The organism is Lysobacter sp. CCNWLW3 (genome assembly GCF_036697405.1).
In the GTDB taxonomy this organism is placed as follows: Bacteria; Pseudomonadota; Gammaproteobacteria; order Xanthomonadales; family Xanthomonadaceae; genus Lysobacter.
Genome location: NZ_JBAHWA010000002.1, coordinates 426,065 through 447,391, shown reverse-complemented (window position 1 = coordinate 447,391; position 21,327 = coordinate 426,065). Strand labels below are relative to the sequence as shown.

General features: G+C 68.7%; 17 protein-coding genes. 9 read left to right on the top strand and 8 right to left on the bottom strand.

The annotated features are described in order from the left end of the window. Nucleotides 1-25 precede the first annotated feature (25 nt). The 4 genes from V1318_RS07275 to sucC all read right to left on the bottom strand — a co-directional run bounded on the left by V1318_RS07275 (nt 26) and on the right by sucC (nt 4,520). Nucleotides 26-1,666, bottom strand: coding sequence for an NAD+ synthase (locus V1318_RS07275; RefSeq protein WP_332938974.1), 1,641 nt, complete (start codon nt 1,664-1,666; stop codon nt 26-28). A gap of 21 nt (nt 1,667-1,687) precedes the next feature. Next, nucleotides 1,688-2,044: an endonuclease domain-containing protein gene (locus tag V1318_RS07270; protein WP_332938972.1), complete on the bottom strand. Its 357-nt coding sequence runs from the start codon at nt 2,042-2,044 to the stop codon at nt 1,688-1,690. A gap of 421 nt (nt 2,045-2,465) precedes the next feature. After that, on the bottom strand, nt 2,466-3,341 hold the full coding sequence (gene sucD / locus V1318_RS07265) for a succinate--CoA ligase subunit alpha (protein WP_332938970.1): 876 nt from the start codon (nt 3,339-3,341) through the stop codon (nt 2,466-2,468). Nucleotides 3,342-3,353: 12 nt separating this feature from the next. After that, nucleotides 3,354-4,520 (bottom strand): ADP-forming succinate--CoA ligase subunit beta, encoded by a 1,167-nt coding sequence (gene sucC / locus V1318_RS07260; protein ID WP_332938968.1) that lies wholly within the window; start codon nt 4,518-4,520, stop codon nt 3,354-3,356. A 262-nt stretch (nt 4,521-4,782) separates the two neighbouring features. Here sucC and V1318_RS07255 point away from each other — a divergent pair, with 262 nt between their 5' ends. After that, nucleotides 4,783-6,402: an ATP-binding protein gene (locus tag V1318_RS07255; protein ID WP_332938966.1), complete on the top strand. Its 1,620-nt coding sequence runs from the start codon at nt 4,783-4,785 to the stop codon at nt 6,400-6,402. 65 nt (nt 6,403-6,467) lie between these two features. After that, nucleotides 6,468-7,871, top strand: a complete 1,404-nt coding sequence (locus V1318_RS07250; protein ID WP_332938964.1) for a sigma-54 dependent transcriptional regulator — start codon at nt 6,468-6,470, stop codon at nt 7,869-7,871. A gap of 31 nt (nt 7,872-7,902) precedes the next feature. Here V1318_RS07250 and V1318_RS07245 read toward each other — a convergent pair whose 3' ends face one another. Genes V1318_RS07245 through V1318_RS07230 form a run of 4 tightly spaced genes read right to left on the bottom strand, consistent with a single transcriptional unit; the run spans nt 7,903 to nt 10,697 of the window. Further along, nucleotides 7,903-8,502, bottom strand: a complete 600-nt coding sequence (locus V1318_RS07245) for a class I SAM-dependent methyltransferase (RefSeq protein WP_332938962.1) — start codon at nt 8,500-8,502, stop codon at nt 7,903-7,905. Nucleotide 8,503: 1 nt separating this feature from the next. Continuing rightward, nucleotides 8,504-9,532 (bottom strand): glycosyltransferase, encoded by a 1,029-nt coding sequence (locus V1318_RS07240; RefSeq protein WP_332938960.1) that lies wholly within the window; start codon nt 9,530-9,532, stop codon nt 8,504-8,506. Continuing rightward, on the bottom strand, nt 9,532-10,323 hold the full coding sequence (locus tag V1318_RS07235; RefSeq protein WP_332938958.1) for a glycosyltransferase family A protein: 792 nt from the start codon (nt 10,321-10,323) through the stop codon (nt 9,532-9,534). The genes V1318_RS07240 and V1318_RS07235 overlap by 1 nt, the downstream gene beginning before the upstream one ends. Nucleotides 10,324-10,334: 11 nt before the next feature. Then, entirely contained in the window at nt 10,335-10,697 is a 363-nt protein-coding gene (locus V1318_RS07230) for an EamA family transporter (RefSeq protein ID WP_332938956.1), read from the bottom strand. A 472-nt stretch (nt 10,698-11,169) separates the two neighbouring features. Here V1318_RS07230 and V1318_RS07225 point away from each other — a divergent pair, with 472 nt between their 5' ends. The 7 genes from V1318_RS07225 to pilB all read left to right on the top strand — a co-directional run bounded on the left by V1318_RS07225 (nt 11,170) and on the right by pilB (nt 21,324). Next, nucleotides 11,170-11,589 carry a pilin gene (locus V1318_RS07225; protein WP_332938954.1) on the top strand — a complete coding sequence of 140 codons (420 nt, stop codon included), beginning with the start codon at nt 11,170-11,172 and terminating at the stop codon, nt 11,587-11,589. 362 nt (nt 11,590-11,951) lie between these two features. Continuing rightward, on the top strand, nt 11,952-12,377 hold the full coding sequence (locus V1318_RS07220) for a pilin (RefSeq protein ID WP_332938952.1): 426 nt from the start codon (nt 11,952-11,954) through the stop codon (nt 12,375-12,377). Nucleotides 12,378-12,501: 124 nt separating this feature from the next. After that, the gene (locus V1318_RS07215; RefSeq protein ID WP_332938950.1) at nt 12,502-14,436 is read left to right on the top strand and encodes a hypothetical protein; all 1,935 of its coding nucleotides are present in this window, start codon (nt 12,502-12,504) and stop codon (nt 14,434-14,436) included. A 265-nt stretch (nt 14,437-14,701) separates the two neighbouring features. After that, a complete protein-coding gene (locus V1318_RS07210) occupies nt 14,702-15,130 on the top strand; it encodes a prepilin-type N-terminal cleavage/methylation domain-containing protein (RefSeq protein WP_332938948.1) in 429 nt (142 codons plus the stop codon). A 206-nt stretch (nt 15,131-15,336) separates the two neighbouring features. Beyond that, a complete protein-coding gene (locus V1318_RS07205) occupies nt 15,337-17,298 on the top strand; it encodes a hypothetical protein (RefSeq protein ID WP_332938947.1) in 1,962 nt (653 codons plus the stop codon). Between the two features lie 215 nt (nt 17,299-17,513). Continuing rightward, on the top strand, nt 17,514-19,448 hold the full coding sequence (locus tag V1318_RS07200; protein ID WP_332938945.1) for a hypothetical protein: 1,935 nt from the start codon (nt 17,514-17,516) through the stop codon (nt 19,446-19,448). A gap of 148 nt (nt 19,449-19,596) precedes the next feature. Then, entirely contained in the window at nt 19,597-21,324 is a 1,728-nt protein-coding gene (pilB, locus tag V1318_RS07195) for a type IV-A pilus assembly ATPase PilB (RefSeq protein WP_332938943.1), read from the top strand. The last annotated feature ends 3 nt before the right edge of the window (nt 21,325-21,327 follow it).

The following is a 21,327-nucleotide window of genomic DNA, read 5'->3' as shown; positions in this document are numbered from 1 at the left end:
TACGTGGCGGGGCGCCGCCGGAGGCTCAGCCGCGGTAGCCGTTGCTGATCGGATAGCGGCGCTCGCGCCCGAACGCGCGGTGCGAGACCTTGGGGCCCGGCGCGGCCTGGTGGCGCTTCCATTCGCTGATCCGCACCAGCCGCAGCACCCGGTCGACGGTGTCGGCGGCGAAGCCGGCCGCCACGATCTCGTCGCGCGACTGCTCCTGGTCGACGTGACGCAGCAGGATCGCGTCGAGCACGTCGTAGGGCGGCAGCGAATCCTGGTCCTTCTGATTGTCGCGCAGCTCCGCCGAGGGCGGACGGTCGATCACGCCCGGCGGAATCAGCGGCGCGCCGGCGACCGCGTTGCGCCATCGCGCCAGATCGTAGACCTCGGTCTTGTACAGGTCCTTGATCGGCGCGTAGCCGCCGCACATGTCGCCGTAGATGGTGGCGTAGCCGACCGCGTACTCGCTCTTGTTGCCGGTGGTCAGCAGCAAGCCGCCGAACTTGTTGCTCAGCGCCATCAGCAGCGCGCCGCGGGTGCGCGACTGCAAATTCTCCTCGGTCACGTCGACCGCCTTGCCGGCGAAGGTCTCCGCCAGGGTATCGAGGTAGCCCTGGAACGGCTTCTCGATCGGCAGCGCGATCAGGCGCACGCCCTGCACACGGCACTGCTCGGCGGCGAGGTCGTTGGACAGGCCGGCGGTATAGCGCGAGGGCATGCGCACCGCGGTGACGTTGTCGGCGCCCAGCGCGTCGACCGCGATGGCCAGCACCAGCGAGGAATCGATGCCGCCGGACAACCCCAGCCAGACCGAATCGAAGCCGTTCTTGCCGCAGTAGTCGCGGGTGCCGCGCACCACCGCGCGCCAGGCCAGCGAGTCGCGGCCGTCGTCGTTCTCCTCCGGCCAGGCCACCGGCGCGAACTTGCGGGTGGCGGCGTCGTAGTCGGCGACCAGCCAATGGTCCTCGAACGCGCGCGCGGCGTTGTGCACGCGGCCGTCGCCGTCGGCCAGCACCGAGGCGCCGTCGAACACCAGCGAATCCTGGCCGCCGACCACGTTGAGGTAGGCCAGCGCGCAGCCGCTTTCGCGAACGCGCTGGGCGATCAGGGCGTCGCGCTGGGCGTGCTTGTCGTGCTCGAACGGCGAGGCGTTGGGCACCAGCACCAACTCGGCGCCGGCCGCGACGGTGGCCGCCAGCGGCTCGGGGAACCACAGGTCCTCGCAGATCACCAGGCCCAGCGGCACGCCCTTGACCTCGAACACGCAGCTTTCGCCGTCGGGGTCGACATCGAAATAGCGGCGCTCGTCGAACACCGCGTAGTTGGGCAGCTCGCGCTTGCGGTAGGTCGCCTCGACACGGCCGTCGCGCAGCACGCTGGCGGCGTTGTAGACCACCGCGCCGGCCGCCTGTGGCCAGCCCACCACCGCGGTGATGCCGCCGCCCACGGCGCTGGCAACGCGCAGCAACGCGGCTTCGCAGTCGGCCAGGAAGCTGGGGCGCAGCAGCAGGTCTTCGGGCGGGTAGCCGCTGATCGCGAGTTCGGGGAACAGCACCACGTCGGCGCCGTGCTGGTCGCGCGCCTGCACGATCATCTGCGCGATGCGTTCGGCGTTGCGCTCGACGGCGCCGACGGGGAAGTCGAACTGGGCCAGGGCGATGCGGAGAGTCTGGGACATGAGTGCTCGGTCGGCAGAAGGTCAGCTCAGGCTGACGGCGTCGCGGGCCACAGCGGCATGGATCTGCTCCAGCACCGCGTCGGTCCGCGCCAGGACATCATTGTTCCAGAATCTGAGGACTCGGTAGCCGCGGAATGCGAGGAAACGGGTCCTGACGCGATCGGCGCCCGAATCCGCATGCTGACCGCCGTCGGTTTCGACGATCAGTCCGCGCTCGATGCAGGCGAAATCGGCGATGTAGGGACCGATGGGGTGCTGACGGCGGAACTTGCAGCCCATCAGCGCTCGGTTGCGCAGATGGAACCATAGGCGGAGCTCGGCGTCGGTCATGCTCCGACGCAGGTGGCGGGCGCAATTGCGTTTCTGGCCTGGGCGCATCCTTGCGCTCCTTGAGGTAGGTGGTGCTTCAGCTTGGTTGCTTACGGGGCGGGGCTGTATCGGGGAGTGCCGCCCTCACCCCAACCCCTCTCCCGCGAGCGGGAGAGGGGCTAAGCCGCGGCAAAGGGTAGGAATTCGGGAAGGCGTCGCGGGCGCGGCAATCCCAGCGTTCAAAACCGATGCGTCACCGGCACCATACGGCCACGAAGCCCACTGCACCCGCCTTGTCGCCATCTCCCGCACGCGCCAGCCGCCCTACGCATTGAGCCCATCTCCCGCGCGCTCACCCGAACAGCGTGAGCCCCTCTCCCGCCTGCGGGAGAGGGGTTGGGGTGAGGGCCGCCCCCCCTCCAACCGGCATTCCCAGAAAGCGAAAAGGCCGCCCGAAGGCGGCCTTTCCATAACAGCCGAACGCGCAGGCTTACTTGGCCAGACGCTTCGCGATCGCCGCACCCAGGTCGCCGGGCGACTTGACCGTGGTGATGCCGGCCTTTTCCATCGCCGCGAACTTGCCCGCGGCCGTGCCCTGGCCGCCCGAAGCGATCGCGCCGGCGTGGCCCATGCGCTTGCCGGCCGGAGCCGAGGCGCCCGCGATGAAGCCGACCACCGGCTTGGTCACGTGCTGGGCGATGTACTCGGCCGCTTCTTCCTCGGCCGAACCGCCGATCTCGCCGACCATGATGATGCCCTCGGTCTGCGGATCGTTCTGGAACAGCTTCAGCGCGTCGATGAAGTTGGTGCCGTTGATCGGGTCGCCGCCGATGCCGATGCAGGTCGACTGGCCGAGGCCAGCGTCGGTGGTCTGCTTGACGGCTTCATAGGTGAGCGTGCCCGAGCGCGAGACGATGCCGATCTTGCCCGGCAGGTGGATGTGGCCCGGCATGATGCCGATCTTGCACTCGCCGGGGGTGATCACGCCGGGGCAGTTCGGACCGATCAGGACCGCGTCCGGGTAGCCGGCCAGGGTGTTCTTCACGCGCAGCATGTCCAGCACCGGAATGCCCTCGGTGATGCAGACGATGACCTTGATGCCGGCGTCGGCCGCTTCCAGGATCGCGTCGGCCGCGAACGGCGGCGGCACGTAGATCACCGACGCGTCGGCGCCGGTTTCGGCGACCGCGTCGCGCACGGTGTTGAAGACCGGCAGGCCCAGGTGCTGGGTGCCGCCCTTGCCCGGGGTCACGCCGCCGACGACCTGGGTGCCGTAGTCGAGCATCTGCTCGGCGTGGAAGCTGCCCTGGGTGCCGGTGAAGCCCTGGACGATGACCTTGGTGTTCTTGTTGATCAAAACGGACATGTCAGTGGCCCCTTACTTGCCGGCGACGGCGGCAACCGCCTTCTTCGCGCCGTCGTTGATGTCGTCCGCCGGGGTAATGGCCAGACCCGAATTCTTCAGCAGCTCCTTGCCGGCTTCGACGTTGGTGCCCTCCAGGCGCACGATCACCGGCACCTTGACGTCGACTTCCTTGACCGCGGCGATGATGCCGTCGGCGATCATGTCGCAGCGGACGATGCCGCCGAAGATGTTGACGAAGATCGCCTTGACCTTGTCCGAGCTCAGGATGAGCTTGAAGGCCTCGGTCACGCGTTCCTTGGTGGCGCCGCCGCCGACGTCGAGGAAGTTGGCCGGCGAACCGCCGTTGAGCGCGATCACGTCCATGGTCGCCATCGCCAGGCCGGCGCCGTTGACCATGCAGCCGATGTTGCCGTCCATGGTGACGTAGTTGAGGTCGTGCTGGCTGGCCAGCACCTCGGTCTCGTCTTCCTGGCGGATGTCGCGCATCGCGGCCAGGTCCTTGTGGCGGAACGTGGCGTTGTCGTCGCTGTTGATCTTGCCGTCGAGCACGGCGAGGTCGCCGTTGGTGAGGATGGCCAGCGGGTTGAGTTCGACCAGCGCCAGGTCCTTCTCGTTGAACAGCTTGTACAGGCCCAGCATGATCTTGGTCAGCTGGCCGACCTGCTTGGCGTTCAGGCCCAGGCCGAAGCCGAGGTCGCGGCACTGGTAGGGCTGCAGGCCCTGGATGTAGTTCACGTGCAGGGTCTTGATCAGCTCCGGCGTCTCGGCCGCGACCTTCTCGATCTCGACGCCGCCTTCGGCGGAGGCGATGAAGGTGATCGACTTGGTGGAGCGGTCGACCAGCACCGACAAGTACAGTTCCTTGGCGATGTCGGTGCCTTCGGAGATCAGCACCGTATCGATCGGCAGGGCGACGCCAGCGGACTGGTAGGTCTCCATCTTGGTGCCGAGCATGGCGGTGGCGTACTGCTTCACTTCGTCATAGCTCTTGGCCAGCTTGACGCCGCCGGCCTTGCCGCGGCCACCGGCGTGGATCTGGGCCTTGACCACCCAGAGGTCGCCGGGGATGGCCTTCGCGGCCGCGACGGCCTCATCCGGCGTGCGCGCGACGCGCCCGGCCGGCACCGCAATGCCATAGTCGGCAAACAGCTGCTTTGCCTGATATTCGTGAAAATTCATGCGTCACCGAGGGGAGTGAAAGACGTCCCGCGCGAACAGCGGACCGCTGGGCGGGCCAGCGCGAGGGGGCCGCATTGTCGCCCATCGCGGCGGAGCGAGCAAAACCGGCCCCGGCCGGGGCCGCCCCCGCCAAGCCAGGCAAAGCCCGCCGTACCGGGCCGCGGGCGCCGCCGGGGCGATTTCGCGCGGGCCCGGGCGCATGGGCGATCCCGGCGCTTTCGCGCATACTCGGCGCCATTCCACCCGGACTAGGGACAGCCGCTTGCCGTCAGGTCTCGCCCCCGTCGCCGCCACCGATGCCGACCACGCGCTGCGCCGCGAGCTGTACTTCTTCACCCTGTACCGGCTGCTGGAGGCCGCCCTGCTGGCCCTGCTGGTGTTCGGGCCGGCCCAGGTCCTGATCCGCGCCCCCAGCCTGCCCCTGCTCGCGCGCGCCGTGGTCCTGGGCTACATGCTGGCGGCGATGCTGCTGTTCGTGTCCGGGCGCCGCGGCGACCTCCACACCCAGGCCCTGATCGGCATCACCGTCGACCTGCTGGCCGGCATCCTGGCCCTGCACGCCCTGCCCGCGGCCGGCACCGGCATCGCCCTGATGCTGGTGTTCAACGTCGGCGCCGCGGCCCTGCTGCTGCGCATGCGCTACGGCCTGAGCATGGCGGTGATCGCGGTGGCCCTGCTGCTGGGCGAATACGCCTTCAGCGAGCTGGTCGGCAACGGCAGCGAACGCGTGGTCGGCGAGCCGGTGATGTTCGCCCTGGGCTTCATGGCCATCGCCACCCTGACCAGCCTGCTCGGGCGCGAGATGCGCGCCAGCTCGGCCCTGGCCGAGCGCCGCGGCGCCGAGGCCGCCAACTACGCCGAGATCAACGAACTCATCATCCGGCGCATGCGCACCGGCGTGCTGCTGGTCGACGGCGAAGGCCGCCTGCGCCTGGCCAACGAGGCCGCGATGCTGCTGCTGGGCGACCCCGGCGAGCACTCCGACCACAGCCACCGCAACCTGGCCATCGCCTCGCCCGAGCTCGCGCGCCGGCTCGGGCGCTGGCGTGCCGACGCGGTCCCGGACGAGACCCCGCTGCAGATGGCGCCCGACCAGCCCGAGGTGGTGCCGCGCTTCACCCGCCTGCTCGCCGGCAGCGACCAGACCCTGATCTTCCTCGACGACACCTCGCTGGTCTCCCGCCGCGCCGAATCGATCACCCTGGCCGCGCTGGGCCGGTTTTCGGCCAGCCTCGCCCACGAAATCCGCAATCCGCTGGCCGCGATCAGCTACGCCGTGCAATTGCTGGAGGAGTCGCGCGACATCGCCGTCGCCGACCGCCGCCTGCTCGAGATCGTGCGCCAGCAGGGCACCCGCATGAACGGCATCGTCGAGAACGTGCTGGGCATGGCGCGGCGCGAACCGGCCAAGCCCGAGCACGTCGACCTGGTCGCGTTCAACCGCCAGTTCGTCGACGAGTACAACACCAGCCACCCGATCGAACTGGACAGCCTGCGCGCGACCGCGACCCAGCCGCGCATCCCGGCCCTGGTCGATCCGCGCCAGCTGCACCAGGCCCTGACCGTGCTGGTGCACAACGCCCTGACCTACGGCCGCATGCCCGGCGAACCGGCGCGGGTGACGGTGCACGCCTACCTGGACGCGGGCGCGGTGCCGGTGATCGACGTGCTGGACCGCGGCCCGGGCATCCCCGAATCGGTGGCCGCGCGGCTGTTCCGGCCGTTCTTCACCACCTCCAGCCACGGCACCGGACTGGGCCTGTACATCGCGCGCGAGCTGTGCCGGGCCAACCAGGCCTCGCTGGACTACGTGCCCATGCCGGGCGGCGGCGGTTGCTTCCGCATCCACCTCTCCGGCATCAACGCGATGCTGCCGGCGTGACCTGGCGCACGCTCCCGGCTTGGCCGTGACCCACCCTTAAGCTATCGTGTCGGGCGGAGGACGCAATGGCTGAAACTCGTAGTGCACTGGTGATCGACGACGAGCGCGATATTCGCGAGTTGTTGGTCATGACTTTGGGCCGCATGGGCCTGCGTTGCGATACCGCCTCCAGCGTTTCGGAGGCGCGCAGCCAGCTGGCCCGCAATCGCTACGACCTGTGCCTCACCGACATGCGCCTGCCCGACGGGTCGGGCCTGGAGCTGATCGCCGAGATCAGCCAGAAGCACCCGGACACCCCGGTCGCCATGATCACCGCCTTCGGCAACGTCGAAGCCGCGGTCGAGGCGCTCAAGGCCGGCGCCTTCGATTTCGTCGCCAAGCCGGTCGAGCTGACCGTGCTGCGCGACCTGGTCCGGCACGCGCTGGAACTGAACGAGAGCCGCCGCAGCACCGCCGACACGGTCGCCTCGCGCCTGTACGGCGAGTCGCCGGCCATGGCCAAGCTGCGCCAGACCATCGGCAAGGTGGCGCGCAGCCAGGCCCCGGTCTACATCGCCGGCGAGTCCGGCGTGGGCAAGGAACTAGTCGCGCGCACCATCCACGCCGAGGGCGGCCGCGCCAGCGGCCCGTTCGTGCCGGTCAACTGCGGCGCGATCCCGGCCGAACTGATGGAAAGCGAATTCTTCGGCCACAAGAAAGGCAGCTTCACCGGCGCCCACGTCGACAAGCCCGGCCTGTTCCAGGCCGCCGACGGTGGCACCCTGTTCCTGGACGAAGTGGCCGAGCTGCCGCTGCCGATGCAGGTCAAGCTGCTGCGCGCGATCCAGGAAAAGTCGATCCGTCCGGTCGGCGCCCAGGCCGAAGTCGTGGTCGACGTGCGCATCCTCTCGGCCACCCACAAGGATCTGGCCGCGCTGGTCGCCGACGGCCGCTTCCGTCAGGACCTCTACTACCGCATCAACGTGATCGAGCTGCGCGTGCCGCCGCTGCGCGAACGCCTGGACGATCTGCCCGGCCTGGCCAGCAAGGTGCTCGAGCGCCTGGCCAACGCCCAGGGCCGCCCGATCCCGCGCCTGGGCGACGACGCCCTGGAAGCGCTGCGCGCCTACGCCTTCCCGGGCAACGTGCGCGAACTGGAGAACATCCTCGAGCGCGCCCTGGCCCTGGCCGAGGGCGAACTGCTCAACGCCAGCGACCTGCGCCTGCCGCGCCTGTCGACCCAGGCGCCCGCGCCCGTGGCCGGCGCGCCGGCGACGCCCGCCGCACCTTCGGCCGGCGTCGATCCGCGCACGCTCAATCCACGCGACACCTCGACCAGCGCCCTGCCCTCGTACATCGAGGAAATCGAACGCGCCGCGATCCAGCAGGCGCTGCAGGAAAACCGCTACAACAAGACCCGCACCGCCGCCGCGCTGGGCATTACCTTCCGCGCGTTGCGCTACAAGCTCAAGAAGCTCGGGATCGATTGAGGCCCGCCCGCCGCGCATCGGCGCGGCGTGTTCAATCGCGGCGGACGAACAGCGCCTGCAGCTCGTGGTGCGGGAACCAGTCGCCGATCTTGCGCAGGTCGCCGGGGAAGTAACGCGCCCGCTGCAGGGCGAAACCGCTGCCGGCCGCGAGCGCGGGATCGGCCAGCATCTGACGATCGACGAAGGTGCGATGGGTGTCGTCGATGCGATAGCCGGCGCGCCCCGGCACGATCGCCAGCACCCGCCGCACGCCCAGTTCGCGCGCCGCGCGCAGCAGCCGCGACGCGATCGCGCCGGGACCGTCGAAGTGCTCCAGCACGTGGCTGATCACCATCGACTCGAAACGCTGACCGCTCAGCGGCGTCAGCCTCCAATCGTCGGCGTAACCGTCGTACCAATCCACATCCAGGCCGCGCGCACGGCAATGCGCGACGGTAGCGCGGTTGTACTCCAGGCCCTTGGAACCGGCCGGCAGGCGTTCCAGCAACTCGCCGACGCCGCAGCCGAAGTCCAGGGTGGGTCCGCGCAACTGCGCCGCCGCACTGCGCAGGTAGATGCGCCGGACCACGCGCCGCAGCGCGCTGCGGTCGGTCTGGTAGGCGGTATAGCGCTCGTCGAACTCGCCGCTCATCTCATTCGTCGCCGGAGGGCAGCAGCGGGTGCAGGGTGCGCTTGGGCACCGAGGCGATGTCGTAGGCCAGAAAGCCCAGCACCAGCTGAATGCCGACGATCACCTGCAGGGCCGCCAGCATGACGCTGCCGGCCGAGGCGGTGACGCCGGTCAGGAAGGACTCGAACCAGAACTTCGCGCCCAGCGCGGTACCGACCAGCACGAACAGTAAGCCCAGCGCCAGCTCGATCGAAGCCAGCGACAGATCGCGCAGGAAATAGTTGTAGAACACGCGCTTGAAGGTGTTGCGCAGGTGCTTGAACAGGAAATCGAACAGGATCTTGGAAATACGCAGGTTGCTGGTCTCGGCGCCGTAACGCGCGTCCATCGGCACGTCCACCACCACCGCGCGGATGATGTTGAGCCGGAACAGCATGTCGGTCTCGAAGAAGTAGCGCCGGCTGATCTTCTTCAGCGGCAGCTTGGCCACGACCTTGGCGTGGATGGCGGTATAGCCGTTGGTCGGGTCGAACACGTCCCAGTAGCCGGACGAGATCTTGGTCATGAACGACAGCATGGCGTTGCCGAAGATGCGCAGCTTGGGCATGCGGCCGATCTGGGCCAGGTCGTAGAAGCGGTTGCCCTTGGTGTAATCGGCGTCGCCGCGCAGGATCGGGCCGACCAGCTGCGGCAGGGCGGCACCGGCCATCTGGCCGTCGCCGTCCATCTTCACCACCACGTCGGCGCCGTCGGCGACGGCGCTGCGGTAACCGGCCATCACCGCGCCGCCCACGCCCAGGTTGACCTCGTTGAACAGCACCCGCACGCGCGGATCGCGGCATTCGCTCTCGACGTAGCGGCCGGACTGCTCGGGGCAGGCGTCGTCGACCACGTAGATGCGCCATACCGCGGCCGGCACGTCCTCGATCACGCCCAGAATATGGGCGCGCACGCGGTGGCAGGGCACGACCACGGCGATCCGCGGCGCATCGGTCGCGGGCTCCAGCCCAGGCAGCGCGGCGGCGGCGATCGGTTCGGCTAGCTGGCTCATCATGCGCTTTGGTAGGACAGACGGTAGGCGCGCGCCAAGGTGCGTGCGATCGGCCGCGGCCACAGGGAATCGAACATCATCTGGTCCTCCGCCGCGCGCACCCCATCGCGCACGCCCGCGCTGGTCTCGCTGCCGGGATGGATGCGATGCAGCATCAACTGCTCGCGAATGTACACGAACGCGCCCGGCTCCCGCGCGCGCCGCACCCAGGCGTCCCAATCCAGGTTCACGCGCAGGTCTTCGCGGAAATGCAGCGGCGCCGCACCGCGCGCCAGGGTCACCGACGGACACGGGATCGGGCAACCGAAGCGCAGCGCGCGCAGCTTGGCGCCCGGCCGCGCGATCGCGCCGCGCCCCAGGAACGCCAGCTCCAGCAGCACCCGCTTGATCCGCAGCATCGCGGTGGCGTCGCGCGTCGTCTCGCTGTCGCCCAGCAACTCGGCGTAACCGGTGAACAGCAGCGCCGCATGCGGGTGCGCCGCGGCCGCATCCAGGGTGCGGCGGGTGAACTCGGGCAAGTAGATATCGTCCTGATGCGCGACCGTGACCCAGGGCGTGTCGGCCTGGGCCAGGGCCTGGTTCCAGTCGCGCCCGATGCCGGCATTGGGCGAGTGCACCGCGAGCGTGGCGCCGTATTCGTGCGCGAGCTCGACCAGCCCCTCGTAGGGCGTGGAGGTCGCCAGGTGCAGACGCGAGGGCAGGCTTTGCGCGCGCAACGAGTCCAGGCACGCGCGCAGATGCGGCGAACGCCCGTAGGCGGGAACGACGAAGGAATGCAGCGGCTCGGACATGGCGGCCAGGCTCAGGCGCTTTGCCCCATCGACGACAGCATCAGCACGCCGGTCGAGACCAGCACTATGCCGCCCCACTGCACCGGCGTCAGGCGTTCGCCGTACAGCCACCAGCTCACCACCGCCATCAATATATAAAAGGACGCGCCGTTGATCGCGAAGGCCAGACCGAGCTTGACCTTGCTGACCACCACCACCCAGATCACGAAGCCCAGGCCCTGGATCGCGACCGCAGACAGCACCCCGGGCGACAGCACCGCGGCCATCAGCCAGTCGAAGCCCTTGAGGTCCGGACTGCGCACGGCCAGCTGCAGCAGCGAGCGTTTGATCAACAACTGGCTGCCCAGGGTCGAGCACGCCACAAACACGATCATCAGGATTTCGCGGATCACTCGGCCCCCAAGGCGTACGGGCATCGATGCGGCGCCTGCGCGTGCCGTGTCCGCGATGCGGTAGCGGGCGCAGGGGTCGATGCTGCGCACCTAGTATGCAAGTTCACCCCCGGCCTGCGATGCGGCGACCGTCGAGCTGCGACCGCCGTCACCGCCGCGGCCACCGTCGGCGCCCGCCTCCTCGTCGGCCGCCGGCGCTAGCGCCGGGGCTCGGCGACGGATGTGACGCAAATGGTCACCACAGCCTCGGCGACTGACAAAAAAAGGCAGCTCGCTCGCCTCCGGGAGCGGCTCCAACTGTGACCGAATTTTCTTTTTAGAAATTTTTCGGTCCTAAACAGGCTGGCACGAGTTGTGCGTGACACCTAGGGCACGGGCCTCAAGCGCGGCAGACGACGGATCGCCGGGCCGCGCCGGCAAGCACGTGACACACACCACTCCTAGGGAAAAAACCATGAAAAACAATCAACAAGGCTTCACCCTGATCGAACTGATGATCGTCATCGCGATCCTGGGCATCCTGATCGCCATCGCTCTGCCGGCGTACCAGGACTACACCATCCGCACCAAGAACACCGAGTGCCTGAACGTCGCCGCCGCCGCCAAGCTGGCCGTGTCCGAGACCGCTCAGGACCGTGGTTCGTTGGGCGGGGTCACCGAAGACAACACCGGCTACTCGTTCGTTCAGAGCGACTACTGCAAGTCGGTCACGGTCGAAGACGGCGGCAGCATCACCATGGTCACCCGCAGCACCGGCGCCCCCACGGATGCGACCCACACGCTCGTCCCGGAAATGGCAGCCGGCTCGGGCCGCATCGAATGGGACTGCAACTCCAACGCACCGGACTCGCAGGTTCCGGCCGAATGCCGCTAATAAGCCGCTAGCCAGATCTGCCATTTGGAAGCCCCGGTTCGCCGGGGCTTTTTTTGCATTCTAAAAAATGCAAATCCTAACCAGGATTAGAAATAATATTTATCGCCATATCTTGGCCTGATTGAAGAATATTCCCCAATGTGACTTCTCCGTGCCTGCCGTCGTTCACCAATTAACTGCGACTGCGCTCTCATTCGACGTGTAGGCACCTGCAAGGCAGTCTTTTAGAGACTTAAGTTGTCCTTGTTGGCATGGGTTGTGCGTAAGCTTTCACCGCACGTGCAGTAACGCACGGCAAGCCGACGGACCGCCAAGCCGGGCCAGCAGGCACGTGAAGTTCACCACTCCTAGGGGAAACACCAATGAAGAACAACCAGCAAGGCTTCACCCTGATCGAACTGATGATCGTCATCGCGATCCTGGGCATCCTGATCGCCATCGCTCTGCCGGCGTACCAGGACTACACCATCCGCACCAAGAACACCGAGTGCCTGAACGTCGCCGCCGCCGCCAAGCTGGCCGTGTCCGAGACCGCTCAGGACCGTGGTTCGCTGGGTCTGGTCACCACCACCAACACCGGCTACTCGTTCCTGCCCAGCGACTACTGCAACCGTGTCGAAGTCGGTGCCAACGGTGTGATCGGCATGACCACCCGCTCGACCGGCGCCGCCGCCGACGCCGTGCACACCCTGACCCCGGCCATGGCCGCTGGGTCGGGCCGCATCGAGTGGACCTGCCGCTCGACCGCTCCGGACTCGCAGGTTCCGGCCGAGTGCCGCATCCCGTAAGTCTGAGCTCTACGATTCAAATCAAAGCCCCGGTTCGCCGGGGCTTTTTTTTTCGAGCCTCGCCATTGCGCTTCGCTGGCCGACGCCGTTAGCCTCAGCAACCCATAAGAAAGGCCGGCCTCGCATGCGCGTTCGTTTGCTGCTATTCGCCGCCATGCTGGTCACCACCGCGATCTACTGGCCCGGCCTGACCGGCCCCTTCGTGCTAGATGACAACGCGGCCTTCGGCGCCCTGCACGGCTGGCTGGCCGGCAAGGCCTCCTGGCAGGAAGTGGTGCCGGGTAACGCCTCCTGGCTGTACGCACGGCCGGTCTCGATGCTCAGCTTCATGCTCAGCGGCTGGCTGGGCGGCGACACGCCGTTCTCCTACAAGCTGGGCAATCTCATCGTCCACCTGATCTGCGGCCTGTTCGGCTGGCAGGTGCTGCGCCGCGCGCTCGCCCGCGACGGACGCCTGGCCCCGCACGCCGACCTGATCGCCGGGCTGCTGGCCGCGCTGTGGCTGCTGCACCCGCTGCACGCCAGCACCGTGCTCTATGCGGTGCAACGCATGGCCCAGCTCAGCACGCTGTTCGTGCTCGCTTCGCTGTGGGCCTATCTGCATGCGCGTCGGCAGCTAGCCGACGGCCGCGGCCGCGCCGCGATCGCATGGCTGTTCCTGCTGTGCCCGTTGCTGATGCTGACCGCGCTGCTCAGCAAGCAGAACGGCGCGGTCGCACCCGCTTTGTGTCTGGTGTTGGAACTGGCCTACTTCGGCCGCCCGCGCCCCAAGCCCGTGCTCGCGTTCTTCGGCCTGTTCCTGGTCCTGCCCATGGCCGGTGCCGTCGCCCTGCTGACCCTCGCGCCGGAGCGTCTGCTCGACGGCTACGCCGAGTGGGATTTCAGCCTGGCCGAGCGCCTGCTGACCCAGGCCCGCGTCTTGGCCGACTATCTCGGCACCCTGCTGCTGCCGTATGCGCCGCGCATGGGCCTGTACACCGACGACTTCGCGACTTCGACCGGCCTGCTGTCGCCGCCTTCGACGCTGCTGGCGCTGTTGCTGCTGGCCGCGATCAGCCTGGCCGCGATCGCGCTGCGCAAGCGCGCGCCCAGCCTGTTCGCCGGCTGGTTCTTCTTCCTGGTCGCGCATGGCGTGGAGTCGAGCTTCCTGCCGATCGAGATGTACTACGAGCATCGCAACTACCTGCCCTCGATCGGCATCCTGCTGGCGGTCGCGGGCCTGGGCGCACTGGCGCCGCGTCGCGCCGAACCGGCACCCGGCCCGAATCGGCTGGCCCTGCTCGCGGTCGCCGGCCTGGCCGCGGTGCTGGCCTTCGCCACGCTCGGCCGCGCCCTGGTCTGGCGCCATTACGACACCATCGTGATGCAAGCGCTGAAGTTCCATCCGGATTCGATGCGCGCCCATCTGGACCTGTCGACCCTGGCCTTGCTGGGCGGCAAGTACGACGAAAGCGAACGTCTGTTGACGCAGCTGGCCAAGAGCCCGACGCCGCGCAACCGTCTGATGGCCAACCTCAACCTGATCACCACCCAGTGCCTGCGCGACGGCAAGGCCGATCGCGCCCTGCTCCAACGCGCTCTCTCCGACGCGCAGCCGCAGCTGACGATCTTCGAGTCGCAAACGCTGATGCAGATGGCGAAGATCGCCGGCAAGGGCTGCGGCGAGGTCAGTCTGCTGGACATGGCGCAGACCACCGAAAAGTTGCTCGACGCCGCCCACGCGCAGCCCGAGCACCTGCGTTCCAAGTGGGTGACCCGGGCGATCGCGGCCGAGTTCTATGCGCGCGCGCGTCGATGGCAGCAAGCCGAGACTCAGGCCGCGCTGGCCTGGCAGCCGGGCGCCGATTTCGCGGTCGGCGAAATGCTGGTCCGTCTATACGTGCAGAACGGCAAGCTGGCGGAGGCCGAACGCACCTATGCCAGCCTGAAGGCGCAGACCCGGCCCTACGATGGGATCGGCCAGAAATACCTGCGCGAACTGCGCAAGGCGATAGACGACCGGCGTCGCCGCAGCGCGGCGCGAAGCGCGACCGAAACCGCTGCCGGCCCGGCCCCATAGGCACGCGCCGCGGCCGCTTTCCGTTCGTCCGCGACGAGCGGCCGCAGGAAGTTGCCAGGCAGCGTCATATGCCGACGCTGCAGGCGCTGCGATCCCGACGGCAGCCTGGGGCAGCGAGCTGAATGGCGTCACAAATATGACCGCCGTCACAAGCGCGGACTTGGCATGCTCCTTGCTCAAGTACTGATTCAGGGGGGGGATCGATGCCGCTGCGGAACGCAACTCCGACGGTGCCGACCCGAATCGAGCTCACTGGAGAGGGTCCATGAACAAGCGTCACGCCGAGGGCTTCACCCTCATCGAACTCATGATCGTGATCGCCATCCTGGGCATTCTGATCGCCATCGCGCTGCCGGCCTACCAGGACTATTCGATCCGCACCAAGAATGCCGAGTGCCTGCACATTTCCGCGGCCGCTAAGCTCGCGGTGTCCGAAACCGCGCACTCCGCCGAAGGCTTGGACAACATCACCGCGACCAGCACCGGCTTCACCTTCACCGGCAGTGATTACTGTGCTTCGGTGGTGGTCCAGCCCGGCGGCACCGTGCGTTCGGTGACGCGCAGCACTGGCGGCCCGGTCACCACCTTCGAACTGGATCCGGAAAGCACCCAGAACAGCGGCCGCATCGAGTGGACCTGCACCGCCAGCGGTCAGGACAACGACTCGCAGCTGCCGGCCGAGTGCCGCGGCTAAGAGCTCGCTCCAGCATCGGCAGCACCCGACGGCCGCGCAATGCGGCCGTCGGCGCGTTTGAGGCCGGGTTTGCGCATTCGCGGCCCGACGCTGGACAGCGCGAAAGGCGATGACGCAGGATCGCCTCGCCGCTACACGAACCCCGTCCACACCACGCCCACTACGCGCCTTGCGGCGGCGGGTCGGCTACCTCGGTGCCGCCGATCATGCGATTCGACGCTTCCTCCGCACCGCCCGCTTCCGCCGTCCCGGCACCGACCGATGTCGCTTACGCGCGCCTGGCCGCGATCGGTCTGACCCTGCTGGTGCTGGCCGCGGCAGCTATCTACTGGCGCGGATTGAGCGGCCCCTTCCTGCTCGACGACGGCGTTACCTTCCCGGTGATCCAGCGTTGGCTGGCCGGCCAGGCAAGCTTCGCCGAGGCGGTGCTCGGCCGCGGTTCGCCGCTGGCGGGGCGGCCGGTCGCGATGGCCAGCTTCGCCCTGACCTCCACCCTGGGCGGATTCGAGCCGTTCTCGTTCAAGCTCGGCAACCTCGTCGTCCACCTGCTGTGCGGCCTGTTGGTATGGCAACTGCTGCGCCGCCTGCTGGCGTTGGATCCGCGCCTGAGCGCGCAGGCGCCGCTGCTGGCGACGATCGCCAGCGGCCTGTGGCTGCTGCACCCGCTGCAAGTCAGCACCGTGCTGTATTCGGTGCAACGCATGGCGCAGCTGAGCACCTTGCTGGTGCTGGCGGCGGTGCTGGTCTACCTGGTCGCGCGCCAGGAAATCGCCGCGGGCCAACTGCGGCCCGCGCGCTCGAAGCTGTTCCTGACCTTCCCGCTACTGGTGCTGCTGGGCCTGCTCAGCAAGCAGAACGCGGCGGTGGCGCCGCTGATCTGCGCGGCGATCGAGTGGACCTGCTTCAAGCGCGACGGCGCCGCGGCGCGCCCCGTGCAGGCGTTCTTCGGCCTGTTCCTGTTCGCGCCGGCGCTGGTCGCGCTGGCCTCGCTGGCGTTCGCGCCGCAGTTGCTGCTCGGCGGCTATTCGGAATGGGACTTCAGCCTGGCGCAGCGGCTGATGAGCGAACCGCGCGCGCTGATGGCCTACCTCGGCCATATCGCGCTGCCATACGGGCCGGCGCTGGGCCTGTACACGGACGACTTCGCCGCCTCGACCGGCCTGCTCTCGCCGATCTCCACGCTCAGCTCGATCGTCGCCCTGATCGCGATCAGCGTCGCGGCCTGGTTCTGGCGGGCCTCGGCGCCCAGCGCCTGCCTGGGCTGGTTCTTCTTTCTCGCCGCGCATGCGGTGGAGTCGAGCTTCTTGCCGGTCGAGTTGTACTACGAGCACCGCAACTATCTGCCCCTGGTCGGCGTGGCGCTGGCGCTGGTGGGGCTCACCGCGCTGTTGCCGCAGCGCCTGCGCTCGCGGCCGGGCTATCGGCTGCAACTGCTGGGCGCGGCGGCGCTGGCGATCGCGGCCTTGGCGACGATCACGTCCTCGCGCGTGTCGGTCTGGCAGCGCATGGACACGATCGCGACCGAAGGCGTGCGCGAGCATCCGCATTCGCTGCGCGCGCTCTACGACCTCAGCGGCGTACTGCTCGCGCGCGGCGATCTGCGCGGCAACATCGCGCTGATGGAGTCGCTGGCCGCGAGCCCGGACCCGCGCCGGCGCCGGCTGGGCCGCATCAACCTGATCACCGCGCGCTGCCGCGCCGGCCTGCCCGCCGATCGCGCGGCGCTCGACGCGATCGCCGCCCAGGCGCCGCCCAGTTCCACCGTCTTCGAGATCCAGGCGCTGCGGCTGCTGGGCCGTTTCAACGCCGCGCGCGGTTGCGGCTTCGAAGCGCGCGAATTCGCCGACACGGTGGTGCGCACGCTGGCGGCCACGCCGACTCAGCCGGAGTCGTCGCGGCCGAAGTGGCTGACCCGCCTGCTCGCGGCCGAGGTCTACGCCAGCGTCGGCGACCTGGCCGCCGCCCAGACCCAGGCCGAGATCGCCTGGGCCGCCAGCGGCGACCTGCCGACGGGCGCGCTGCTGGCCAAGATCCTGGCCGCGCGCGGCGCCACCGACGGCGCACTGCGAGTACTCGCCGAGCTCGAACGGCGCATGAAGCCTTACGACAGTCTCGGCCAATCCGAACTCGCCGCGATACGCCAGATGCTGGCCGCGCCCCAGCGCTAATGAGACGCGCGTACGCCGGGCCGTGCGCATCGCCACAGATCGCGGTGGGCGCCGCAGCCGCCGCACTCGTATGCGTTAAAGTCGTCACGGGGACTCGACCGGACACGCCATGACCGCTGCAGCGACCACCGCAACGGTGGCGATCATCCTTGAACCGATGCGCGCGAGCACCAGCGGCCGCCGTCGCGACGCGCCTGCATCGAGCGCTCGACTCCATGTCGCTGAGTAAGGCGCTGAGCGCCGACCTGAGCGGCACCGCGGCGCGCTGGGACGCCGCGCGCTGGCTGCTGCTATGCGCGGCCGTGGCCACCGTGGCCCTGTACTGGAACGGCCTGAATGGGCCCTTCCTGTTCGACGATGCGGCCAATCTGGCGCCGCTGCGGCCCTGGTACAACGGCCAGCTCGATTGGCGGCAGGTCGTGCTGGGCCAGGACGGACTGATCGATTCGCGCCCGGTGTCCATGCTCAGCTTCCTGCTCACCGCCGGGCTCGGCGGTCCCGGCCCGCTGTCCTACAAGATCGGCAACCTGCTGCTGCACCTGCTCTGCGGCCTGGTCGCGTTCCGGCTGTTGCGCCGCACGCTCGACGAGGATGCCGCATTGGCGCCGCAGGCGCGGCTGCTGGCCGCGGCCGCGGTCGCGCTATGGCTGCTGCATCCGATCCAGGTCAGCACCGTGCTGTACGCGGTGCAGCGCATGGCCCAACTCAGCGCCTTGTTCGCGCTGGGCGCCACCCTGGCCTACCTGGTCGCGCGTCGGCGTCTGGCCGACGGGCGGCCGCGATCGGCCTGGCTGTTGCTGTTCCTGGTGTTTCCGCTGCTGCTGGCCGCCGGCGTGCTCAGCAAGCAGAACGCGGCGATCGCGCCGCTGCTGTGCCTGGTACTGGAACTGGCGTATTTCCGCGGCCCGCGACCGCCGTCGATCAAACTGTTCTTCGCCCTGTTCCTGGCGCTGCCGGCCGCGGCCGTGCTCGCGATGCTGGCGTTCGTGCCCGACGCGCTGCTGGGCGGCTATGCCGAATGGGACTTCAACCCGCTCCAGCGTCTGCTCACCCAGGCGCGCGTGCTGTGCGAGTACCTGGGCAACCTGCTGCTGCCGCGCGGCGAGCGGATGACCCTGTTCCGCGACGATGTCGCGGTGTCCACCGGCTTGTTCGCGCCGGCGACCACGGCCGCGGCGATCGCGCTGCTGCTGGGCCTGAGCGCGATCGCCATCGCGCTGCGCAAGCGCGCGCCCAGCGTCTTCGCCGGCTGGTTCTTCTTTCTCGCCGCGCATTCGGTCGAGTCGGGCCTGCTGCCTTTGGAGATGTACTACGAACACCGCAACTACCTGCCCTCGATCGGTCTGGCGTTGGCGGCGATGGGCCTGTTCGCGCTGCTGCCGGCACGCCAGGCGCAGCCGCGGCGCCGATACTTCGGCGGGCTGGCCCTGGTCGCGGTCTGCGCCCTGCTGGCCTGGTCCGCGCAGGGCCGGGTGACGACCTGGCGCAGCAAGGCCGACATCGTCGCCAACGCCCTGCTCCACCACCCCGGCTCGCTGCGCGCGCGCCAGACCCAGGCCTTCATCGACCTCAGCGCGAACCGCTACGACCTGGCCATGGCCCAGATGGGCACGCTGCTGCGCAGCCCGCTGCCGCGCCGGCGCATGCTGGCCGGCATCGACCTGGTCTCGATCGCCTGCCTCGGCGGGCGCGACCCCGATCCGGCGCAGCTGCAGCGCGCGCTCGCCGACCGCCAGCCCCAGATCACCCTGGACGAGGTGCTGGTCGCCGACCTGCTCGCGCAGGCGTCGGCACCGGGGCGCTGCCCGCGCATCGGCGACGCGCAGGCGATCGCCACGGTCGAGAGCCTGCTCGACGCAGCCTCGGCGCAACCCGAACGGGCCACGCCCAAACGGCAACTGCGTTTCGTCGCGGCCCTGCTGTACGCGCGCGCGGGCCGCTGGCCGCAGGCCCAGGCGCAGGCGCAGCGGGCATGGTCGCCGCAGGCCGCGGCCGAGATCGGCGACCTGCTGGTCCAGGCCTGCGTAAAGAACGGCCGGACCGACTGCGCCCGACGCGTGCTCGGGCAGTTGGCCGAGCGCACGCGTGCCTACGACCGCGCCGGCCAGGCCCGCCTGACCCGGCTCGAGGCCCTGATCGCGCATCGCTGAACCGTTCACCGGCGACGCGGTCCAATGCCCGTTCGAGCCCCGCAATATGGCCTGCGTGGGCTTCCGGCGAGCGAAAAGGCGACCGTTGTCCGCTCGCGTGGCCCACGGATTGGGGTAAAGTCGGCCTGGGGAAAAACCGAGGACTGCGATGTCTAGCGTCGCTACCGCCAACTTGGTGGGGATCACCGGCATTGCCCGGCGTCTGGTGCTGGACGGCGCCCTGGACGAGACCGCGGCCCGCGAGGCCATGGCCACGGCCAGCAGCGAACGCAAGCCGATCGCAACCTACCTGTCCGAAAAGCGCCTGGTCTCGGCCGGTCAGCTGGCGGCCGCCAACTCGATCGAGTTCGGTGTGCCGCTGTTCGACGCGGCCACGCTGGACGCCTCGCAATCGGCGATCAAGCTGGTCAGCGAGGAGCTGGTCCGCAAGCACGCCGTGCTGCCGCTGTTCAAGCGCGGCAACAAGCTGTTCGTGGGCCTGGCCGATCCGACCAACACCCGCGCCCTGGACGAGATCAAGTTCCAGACCAATCTGGTGATCGAGGCCATCCTGGTCGACGAGGACACGATCCGGCGCAGCCTGGACCAGTGGCTGGAGTCGGCCGACGCGCTCGGCGACGGCGTCAACGAGGAAGGCCTGGAGTCGCTCGACGTCGGCAGCGGCGACGACGACCTGACCGCGGCCGGCGACAGCGGCGTCGACGCCAAGGGCGACGACACTCCGGTGGTGAAGTTCGTCAACAAGGTGCTGGTGGACGCGATCCGCCGCGGCGCCTCGGACATCCACTTCGAGCCCTACGAAACCGAATACCGCGTGCGCCTGCGCATCGACGGCCTGCTCAAGCAGGTCGCCAAGGTGCCGGTCAAGCTCAGCCCGCGCATCGCCGCGCGTCTGAAGGTCATGGCGCAGCTGGACATCGCCGAGAAGCGCGTGCCGCAGGACGGCCGCATCAAGCTCAACCTGTCCAAGACCAAGCAGATCGACTTCCGCGTCAGCACCCTGCCGACCCTGTTCGGCGAAAAGATCGTGCTGCGTATCCTCGACGGCAGCGCGGCGCGCCTGGGCGTGGACAAGCTCGGCTACGAGGAAGACCAGAAGGAGCTGTTCGTCGGTGCCGTGGTCAAGCCCTACGGCATGGTCCTGGTCACCGGCCCGACCGGTTCGGGCAAGACGGTGTCGCTGTACACCGCGCTGAACATCCTCAACGACGACATGCGCAACATCTCCACGGTCGAGGACCCGGTCGAAATCCGCGTGCCGGGCATCAACCAGGTGCAGATGAACGTGAAGCGCGGCATGACCTTCGCCGCCGCGCTGCGCAGCTTCCTGCGCCAGGATCCGGACGTGATCATGGTCGGCGAAATCCGCGACCTGGAGACCGCCGAAATCGCGATCAAGGCCGCCCAGACCGGCCACATGGTGCTGTCGACCCTGCACACCAACGACGCGCCGCAGACCATCGCGCGCCTGATGAACATGGGCGTGGCGCCGTACAACATCACCTCGTCGGTGACCCTGGTCATCGCCCAGCGCCTGGCCCGGCGCCTGCACGACTGCAAGCGCGAGGTTCACCTGCCCGAACACGCGCTGCTGGCCGAAGGCTTCAGCCACGACGAGATCGTCGGCGGCCTGAAGATCTACGAGCCCGCCGGCTGTCCGGATTGCACCGAGGGGTACAAGGGACGTACCGGCATCTACCAGGTCATGCCCATGACCGAACAGATCCAGGCCATCGTGCTGGAAGGCGGCAATGCGATGCAGATCGCCGCCGCCGCATTGAAGTCCGGCGTCCGCGACCTGCGCCAATCGGCGTTAATGAAGGTCAGGAACGGCGTCACCAGCCTCTCCGAAATCAACCGCGTTACCAAGGACTAAACC